We start from the raw sequence: 5,813 nt of genomic DNA on the forward strand, positions 1-5,813 counted from the left end.
AAAAAGTGGCAAAGGGAGAGATATTTGGATATTTAGACAACTCAGCAGTCATTATGAATGAGATACAGAAAAACTTTTTTTCAACTATTGCCATTACAGGTAAAGTTGATTTGGAGATGAAGTATAGCGTTGGTACAAGAAACGATGAAAAAATAGTGAATTCTATATTTGAAAAAGCAATTTTATCCATTGATGCTGGTAAAAAACAGGATATTAAAAATAGATGGTTTAAGTTTAAGCAAGATGCTGTGGTTGATTATAAGTTGGTAAAACATATTGTAATAGTATTTTTTATTTTAACGCTAATTGGAACTACCTTTTTGATAATATTAAGAAAAAAGGTAAAAGAGGAGGTTGAAAAAAATAGACAACATCAACTTATGATGTTTCAACAATCTCGTCTGGCTCAGATGGGAGAGATGATAAGTATGATAGCTCACCAGTGGAGGCAACCACTCTCAAGTATCAATGCTCTGGTCATGTTAATGGATATGAAAATATCTAAACAAAATATAGAGGAGAAACTTTTTTTAGAAGAGGAGTTAAACAAAATAGAGTCTACCACTGCATATATGTCAAATACTATAGATGATTTTAGAGATTTTTTTAAACCTAAAAAAGAGAAAGTTCGGTTTAATTTGAAACAGACTGTAAAGCATACGATTGAACTGATTAGACCTGTTTTATCACATGAAGAGATAACCATAAATACAGAGTGTCAAGGGGAGATAGAGCTACTCGGCTACCCTAATGAACTAGGACAAGTTATTATCAATATTATAACCAATGCCAAAGATGCGTTAATATCTAACAACCAAAAGCAAAAGAAAAATATCTATATTCAACTATCTAAAAAAGATAAAAAAATAGCTATAACCATTCAAGATAATGCAGGAGGTATAAACCACGAAATAATCAACCGTATCTTTGACCCCTACTTCTCCACAAAGTTGAAGAAAAATGGTACAGGACTGGGGCTTTATATCTCCAAAATGATTATTGAGGAGCATATGGGTGGAGAGCTTAGTGTGAAAAATTGTAATAGTGGGGCTTTGTTTAGGATAGAGTTTAAGGGAATCTAAAAGCTTTACCCAATGCCAATGAATTAAGGCGAGGCTAAAGCCATCGGTTCCTTATATGCAATCTGCTTTTTCGGAATCGGCGTGTTTACACCCGAACTATTTGGTTCATGAAGCTCTGCTTCCAAATCACAACACCATCTTATACCCCACACCATAAACCGTCTCTATTGTCTTGTTAGGTAAAATAGTACGAACTCTTTTGATTAAATTTCTAATAGAGTTACCATTAAATATCTTACTGTAGCTGTCGTTTATATGGTAAAATATATCTTCAGCTTTTACGACTCGATTTTTATATCTTATAAGCATCTCAATCGCCAAACTTTGATGTAGAGAGAGTTTTATGAATTCACTGTTTTTAAAAAGTGTGAGCGTTTCTAAATTAAAACTATACCCATCTTGAAACTTAACAACTTGATTGGATATTTTATCATTTTCAAAAGCCTTTTTAAGTGCCTCACGGATAGATTTTCGTGTAAAAGGTTTGATAATATAATCAACCACATTCAGTTTGATGGCACGAAAAAGTTTATCTTTATCAGTATGGGAACTGACGATAATAATGGGCGTTTTATCTCCCTGTTTTTGAATCTTTTCAGATAGAGTAAGCCCATCCAATTTGGGCATATTTATATCCAATATCAACAGATCAATAGCTCGGTTCTGTATAAGCTTATACGCCTCTTGACCATTAGTCGCTTCGATAACATCGAAACCTTTATACCTCAAAAAGATAGATAGATATACTCTAATATCCTTCTCATCATCTACTACTAAAATTGTTTTTTTCCCTAAACCCATATTCGAATTTTACTTAAAAATTATTAAGATAACTTTGGTTTTAAACTGTTTTAGTGTTTATAAAAATATTATTTTAATTTATAAAATTTATTTTTTAAACCATCTCCCACTCAAATCTACAAAGACTCCGACTCTCTTTGTCAAACTCTACCCCAACTAGATAAATCTCACTATATCTACTCATATACTTCTCATGATATTTTTTATCTTTTATCTGCTTCATAGCACTAGAACCATCTACTTTGAACTCAAATATATAGACCTTATCATCTATAAAAACACTCAAATCAATCCTGCCATCACTCGTTGCATCTTCAGCCACTATCCTATCAAACCCAGCACCTGCAAAGTAGGCATAGACCACACTTGCATAAAATCCTTCATAATTTTGTATATCATTTTTGGTAAAGTTGTTGTAGGCTATGGAGGCAAAGAGGGATTTGAAAGTGGTCTCAAGCTCATCTAATTTGGCTCTTGATAACTGTCTATATAGTGATATTTGAACTTTGGTTTTTCTATTCGCTTGGATAAAATAGTTAGTTAGAATATAATCATTAAAACTTTTTTTGACCTCTATATTTGGAAAGGTTAGGTAATAGACGATATTATCTCCAAAGTGTTCTACCTCTTTAATAGTCAGATAACCTGCCTGAAACATAACTGTCTCCAAACTAATATCCTCTATATCAAAACTGTTAACCAGCTCTTTGCCCACCTCTATATTTTCAAATTTAGCTAGATTATATTGGTTTTGCTTAAATAGTTTTATTAAAAAACTTGGTGTGCCTGTATTGAACCAGTAGTTATCATAAACAAAATCATTATCTATAAAAAGCAAAATATCAAAGGGATTATAGACCCTATCTTTTAAGAAATTATACCCATTGTACCACTCTTTTAGCCTCTCCAAATCGACACCTTGCAGATAAGGTAAAATCGTAGTCTCTATATCATTTTGAGTATAGCCACAGATATTTCCATATTTAGGTTTCATGCTAATGTCCGTTAGGTTATTAAGCCCACTAAAGATACTAGCTCTACTAAACTTACTCACCCCTGTTAAAAATGCAAACTTTATATATCTATCGTTCTCTTTGATTTGAGTATAGAGTCTTTTGAGTATCTCTCTACACTCTATAGCCACTTCCATCTGGTCTAGGTTATCAAGAATCGGTTTATCATACTCATCTATTAGAATGACAACAGGTTTTTGGTATTTCTCATAAGATTTCTGAATCAAATCAGAGAAACAGGTAGCATAATCATAATTCTCTTGGCAGGTTACTCCCAAATTTTTCTGACTAAAATCTAAATTTTTTAGAATACTCTGTTTCAACTCATCCGTACTACGACTACCACCAAAACTAATCTTGATAACAGGATACTTCTCTTCCCAATCCCACTTATCATAGATATACAGCCCCTCAAATAGTTTTTTGTTCCCCTCAAAAATCTCTTTTAGGGTGCTTATAAAGAGAGACTTTCCAAATCTTCTTGGGCGAGAGAGAAATGTATAGTGATAGTTCTCTATCAAATCAAGTGCAATATCTGTTTTATCAATATATAGATAGTTCTGTTCGATTATTTTACTAAATGTACTTATGCCTATGGGTAACTTTTTCATCTGTGGGCTTCCTTCATCTTTTTGATGAGTATTATAACATCTTGTGGTAAAAATCATTAAGATAACTTTTGTTTTGAACTGTTTCAGCTTTTATAAAAATATTATTTTAATGTTTAAAATTAAATTAAATTAAATTTTGAGAATATACTTGTGATACAATTTAGTTGTATACTTTTAGTTAAATCTAAATAGGAGGAGACAAAATGAGAATTTTTGACTTATCAAACGGAGAGAATCCCTCTCTACATAAATCGGATAGAGGAGAAAGAGAGCCTTATTTGAAACAATGGCTAAAATTGGGGTGTGTTGCAGTTGCATTGGGTGTAATGCCAAGCGTCTCATTTGCTACTGCTTGTACTCCAGTTGCAAATATAACCACAAGTGGTAGCTATGCTGGAATAACAAGTGAGTGTGGGGCTGTTGATGGAAGTGCCTTAAAACCTATTATAATAAAAACCAGTACCTATGATAAAAGTGGTGCTTATGCTGATGGTTCTTTACTGTTTCTTGGAATTTCATCAGGTTCATACGCTAGTTATACTCCCAATCTGGTAGATCCTACTGAAAACTTAGGTACTAAAGAATGGTTTAAACTGAGTACAGGTGCTTGTCCTACGGACTATATCGCTCCTCCTACTAGCGAGGTTAGTAACATTGCTTTTGCTACTAACAGTGCATTTTGTGGCTTGATGCATACAGATGCAAATATGTTGGCTATAGGTTTCACCACTGGTGCAGATAAAATAACTGAATTTACAACAACTTCTGCTAATTACTACGCAGCACCCACCACAATCTCCATCGCAAAAACCACCGATGGTGCAGAAAACAATGGGGGTACACCCACTGATGCTGTATTTACGATAACAGTCACACCAGCCAACAGTTCAGGTTCGGCGATTACTGGGGATATTGTTTATTCAGAGACAGCTACGGAGGGTACAGATTATGCCACAGGAGCGACTACTTTTAGCATTGCTGATGGTGCATCTAGTGCCACGATTACTTTGGATATTACAGAAGATTACTTAGGTGAGGAGATAGAGGATATTACAGCTACTATTTCAAATCTATCAGCAGGTTCACTTGGTACTAGTTCTGCTATTGCAACAATCAGTGATGATGATCCACATCCATCTGAAGCTTTATATGATGCAACAACAGGTGAATTAGGAATAACTGGTGTAAGGTTCGCAAGTATTACTGGTGACGACATTATTGCCAATAAATTCACCATAACAGGTGAAGGTGATAATAGTTATACCTTGACAGATACCCCTAATGTGGAAATTGATTCTTCTACTGTATTTACCCTCACCCTCAGTGCAACCGACCGTATCAATGTTGAAGGTTTAATAAATACGACTGGACTCACTTCGGCAGTTGCCCCACATATAGACTATAATCTTGCTATGGCTACTGGCTTTAATGGCAGTTACTCAGGTACAGCCTCTGTCGGTGATTCTGTTACAGATTTTGCATCTACTCAAGACAACCCAATACCCACCATCACCAGTGCCACTTATGGCAGTACCTCTGGTGTTTTAGTGGTGACGGGAACAAACTTGGTCAAAAAATTTGGTGCTACCAATGATATTGACATCAGCACTTTGACTTTTACTGGTGAAGGGGGTGCAACACATACGATTACTAGTAGTACCGATGTAGAACTCACCGATGCTACTACTTTTACTGTGACATTAACAGGAGCAGATAAAACAGCAGTAGATGCGTTATTAGATAAAACAGGTAACAGTTCAACGGATGGTACGACATACAATCTAGCTGTGGCAACAAATTGGTTAGCAGGAACAGACCCAACGACGGATATTGCTGATGCGACTGGCAATGCGATTGTAGTATCGGTTGATACCCTACCAACAGCCACCAGTGTAACCTTTACAGGTACTCTTCAAGTAGGAGAAACACTGACAGGAAGTTATACCTATGCAGATGCAGAGAGTGATACGGAGACTACTTCAACCTTTAAATGGTATCGTTCCGATGATGCTAGTAGTGCAAACAAAGCTGAAATTACAGGAGCAACAGCTTCAACTTATACTTTAACAGCAGATGATGTGGGTAAATATATTAGCTTTGAAATGATACCTGTTAATGCGAATGGTACAGGAGTAGCAGTTGAAAGCACTATTAATGCTACGGCTGTGATTGTTGTCCCGACAACACCTACAACAACAACAACTCCAACAACAACAGCAACACCACCAAAATCAAATGATATTGTGGTTCCTGTTAATGAGGGAGGAGAAAAAGAACAGACCACCGCCCAATTTGATGATAAGATA

4 protein-coding genes are annotated in these 5,813 nt (G+C 35.3%); 2 read left to right on the plus strand and 2 right to left on the minus strand.

All coding sequences use genetic code 11. The features are described from left to right. Positions 1 to 1,082: ATP-binding protein (locus tag GSY74_RS02405; protein WP_255494472.1), on the plus strand; the 1,082-nt coding region annotated here is incomplete at its 5' end. Between the two features lie 126 nt (positions 1,083 to 1,208). Here the strand turns inward: GSY74_RS02405 and GSY74_RS02410 are convergent. Continuing rightward, the gene (locus GSY74_RS02410) at positions 1,209 to 1,883 is read right to left on the minus strand and encodes a response regulator transcription factor (RefSeq protein WP_164663521.1); all 675 of its coding nucleotides are present in this window, start codon (positions 1,881 to 1,883) and stop codon (positions 1,209 to 1,211) included. A gap of 94 nt (positions 1,884 to 1,977) precedes the next feature. Then, a complete protein-coding gene (locus tag GSY74_RS02415) occupies positions 1,978 to 3,507 on the minus strand; it encodes an ATP-binding protein (protein WP_164663522.1) in 1,530 nt (509 codons plus the stop codon). 203 nt (positions 3,508 to 3,710) lie between these two features. Here GSY74_RS02415 and GSY74_RS02420 point away from each other — a divergent pair. Then, positions 3,711 to 5,813: hypothetical protein (locus GSY74_RS02420; protein ID WP_223157437.1), on the plus strand; the 2,103-nt coding region annotated here is incomplete at its 3' end.

The sequence above is a fragment of the Sulfurovum sp. bin170 genome, from assembly GCF_010892395.1.
GTDB lineage: Bacteria > Campylobacterota > Campylobacteria > Campylobacterales > Sulfurovaceae > UBA1140.